Below are 2,845 nucleotides of genomic sequence, written 5' to 3'. Positions count from 1 at the left end.
GCGGGACGTTCCAACGAGCCTGACGCAACGTCACGATCGTTAACTGCCGTCCTCAAGATTCCCGACAGAGTCACTCATTGGGCTCGACACGACGATGCCCACGGCCGTCCACATGAGCCACTCGTGGTCGTCGAGCCATGACTCCACGGCCTCAGGGTAGAGGCCGGTGCAGATGTGACGGAGGACGAAGGCGGCGCAGACCAGGACGAAGACGGCGGCGTTGGCGGCCAGCAGGATGCGCAGCGGCCGGGTGTCCATGGGCGGCCTCCGGGAGCGGACAGTGGGTTCCGCGACCGGACAACAGGATCTGCCGGGGAGCGGTCGGCTGGGTGTGTTCCGAAGTGTCCCCGGGTTCCGCGGGTGTCCCCAGTGACACCACGTCATGACCGTACCCCCATGAATGTCACGGGCCGTTGGTAACACCACGCCACCGCTGCCGTGACGTCCGGCGGGGCTGAGCCCTCACTGCGGTAGCGCTCCGGGGCTCGCTTCCCGCCGCTGGGCGGGGTGCGAAGAGGGAGAGCTGGGCAGGGCTGCCGGTTCAGGCTGGGCCTGAATGTGAAGGCCGTCGAGGTAGAGCTGCACGATACGCTGGCTGCATTGGTCGGTGGCCGGCCAGCTGACGCCCGGCAGCGGGCGACCCAGCTGGGTGAGGGCCGTCATGAGTTCCTCCACGGACACGTCAGTGCGCACCCGCCCCGCCTGCTGTGCACGGGTCAGCAGCAGCTGCGCGGCGTGCAGCAGGCGGTCCTTCTGGCGCACCAGTTCCGGTCGGTTACCGGCGAGTTCGCCGGACAGGCAGCACAGGGAGGCAAGCCGGTGGCGGGCTGCGGCCCGCACGAAACGGCTGAGTACGGTAAACGGGTCGTCTTGCTGGGTGGCGGCTTCCTCTGCCGCGTCAGCGCCGACCGTGGCGACTCTCTCGATTACTGCCGTCAGGAGGGCGTCTCGCCCGGAGAAGTGGCGGTAGAGGGTGGCGTTGCCCACTCCTGCGCGGCGTGCGATCTCGTCCATGACTACTTCCGGCCCCCGCTCGGCGAACATGTCCTGGGCGGCGTCCAGGATCCTGGTCCGGTTGCGCACCGCATCGCTCCGCAGCCCTCTGCAGCGCCAGCCCTCGGTGTCCGCGTCCGAACCGCAGGCCACCCGCATTCTCGCCCTCTCCCCGTACTCCGCGCTTTTCACAGTGCAGTATTCAGGCACGGGCTCGAGTACCTCTTTCCGCGGCGGAGACTGTGGGGTCACCTCCGAATGTGAGACCGGGCCGTTGAATTGACATACCCGCAGGCCCTGCCGCACGGTGGTGCTCATGGGCAGGGCTCCGGCGGTGGCGAGGTGTTGCGGGAGCACCTCGCCGCTCGCTATGCGAGGCCTTCCAGACCGTGGGCGCGGGTGCCCAGAACGCGTCGTGACACTTCTGCTTCCATCGCGCCGTCGAACGGCGTTGCCGATGCTGCTTCGCGGGCCTCGGCGGCACGTCGGGCGTCTTCGAGGATGAGGTCCATGTTGATGGCGCCACCTGCGGTGTTTCCGGCGCCGGCGGACTGGGGCACGGCAGCGAGGACGTCGCTGACGTTCCCGGCGGCCCACACGCCCTGGATGCCGGTGAATCCGGAGGGGTCGACGGCGACCTGGACGCCGGGGACGGCGGGGTGGGGGTTGAGGGTGAGGCCGAGGTCTTCGAGGAAGCCGCCGCGGGCGGTGAAGGTGGGGGCGACGACGAGGGTGTCGAGGGGGATGACGGTGCCGGAGGCCAGGCGGGCGCCGGTCAGCTTATCCTGTGCGGTGTCGGTCTCCAGAGCAGTGACGGCACCGTGGATCACTTCGATGCCGAGGGCGGCGAGCTGTTCCCACTGCTCGTCGGTGAGCTCCGCCTGTGCGTGGTGGGCGAAGAGGGTGACCTGGTCGGTCATCTGACGGAACAGCAGGGCCTGGTGGAAGTTGCCCAGGACGCCGACCTTGGTGTCGCGGGCTTCCCAGCCGTGGCAGTACACGCAGTGGATCACGTCATGCCCCCACCGCTCAGCCAGGCCGGGGATGTCGGGCAGTTCGTCGATCAGGCCGGTGGTCACCAGGACACGCCGGGCGCGGGCGCGCCGTCCGTCCTGGGTGGTGATGGTGAAGGCGCCGCCGCCGCGCTCGACTCGCTCGACCCGGCCGTCGACGACCTCTCCGCCGTAGGAGGCGACTTCCTCCCGGCCCACGCGAAGGAGTTCCAGGGGGGAGATGCCTTCGCGGCCCAGGATGTTGTGGGCGCCGACGCGCGCGGCGGGGGCGTTGCGGGGTTCGCCCGCGTCGATGACGAGGACGGAGCGCCGTACGCGAGTCAGCAGCAGCGCGGCGGACAGGCCGGCGAAGCCCCCGCCGACCACGACGACGTCCCAGGTCCGGTCTTCGGCACTCTTCAGCTCATTGGTATCCATAGCGGCATGGTCACCCCGCACCACCTCTCGCAGCGAACCGACTTGCTACTTCTGCAAATGATCGGAGCATCGACTGACGGGCAAGATCAATAAATCCTCGGCATGGGTGACGCTGGGCGGACCTGGGGCGGTTACTGCCTACGCAGTCACCTGTCGTGGCCCGTTCGGGCTCGGCAGCCATGTCGCACCCGTCGAACAGACCTGCTGCCTCGTCGCGGACCCGCGCAACTTCTTCGGAGAGCTCGGACACGCACCTGGCGACACCCCTCCCCCGCTTCCGCCCTTTGCAGGATCGGCAACGCAGCTTGCCCACTGGGCGGCGTGTGAGGACTTTGGCCACCAGGAGCCGCCTTCCGCGCTTGTAAGGAGATCTTGATGACCACACCCGACAGCATCGAGCCGGCCCGGTTCTGGGAGGACCG

The 2,845-nt window shown here is 68.7% G+C and carries 3 protein-coding genes; all 3 read right to left on the bottom strand.

Annotation, left to right across the window (positions count from 1 at the left end; all coding sequences use genetic code 11):
* Nucleotides 1-39: 39 nt before the first annotated feature.
* Entirely contained in the window at nucleotides 40-258 is a 219-nt protein-coding gene (locus KVT45_RS54810; RefSeq protein ID WP_217562575.1) for a hypothetical protein, read from the bottom strand.
* Nucleotides 259-462: 204 nt separating this feature from the next.
* Nucleotides 463-1,152: a TetR/AcrR family transcriptional regulator gene (locus tag KVT45_RS54805; RefSeq protein WP_217562573.1), complete on the bottom strand. Its 690-nt coding sequence runs from the start codon at nucleotides 1,150-1,152 to the stop codon at nucleotides 463-465.
* A 209-nt stretch (nucleotides 1,153-1,361) separates the two neighbouring features.
* Nucleotides 1,362-2,423, bottom strand: coding sequence for an NAD(P)/FAD-dependent oxidoreductase (locus KVT45_RS54800; protein ID WP_217562571.1), 1,062 nt, complete (start codon nucleotides 2,421-2,423; stop codon nucleotides 1,362-1,364).
* Nucleotides 2,424-2,845 lie beyond the last annotated feature (422 nt).

The organism is Streptomyces sp. GbtcB6 (assembly GCF_019091475.1).
Taxonomy (GTDB): domain Bacteria; phylum Actinomycetota; class Actinomycetes; order Streptomycetales; family Streptomycetaceae; genus Streptomyces; species Streptomyces hyaluromycini.
Note: the sequence above shows the minus strand (reverse complement) of the source record. Positions and strands in the feature narration are given on the sequence as shown.

Excerpts from the sequence above, each read along its gene's own strand:
- KVT45_RS54810 (WP_217562575.1), bottom strand. The coding sequence starts at position 258 with ATGGACACCCGGCCGCTGCGCATCCTGCTGGCCGCCAACGCCGCCGTC.
- KVT45_RS54805 (WP_217562573.1), bottom strand. The coding sequence starts at position 1,152 with ATGCGGGTGGCCTGCGGTTCGGACGCGGACACCGAGGGCTGGCGCTGC.
- KVT45_RS54800 (WP_217562571.1), bottom strand. The coding sequence starts at position 2,423 with ATGGATACCAATGAGCTGAAGAGTGCCGAAGACCGGACCTGGGACGTC.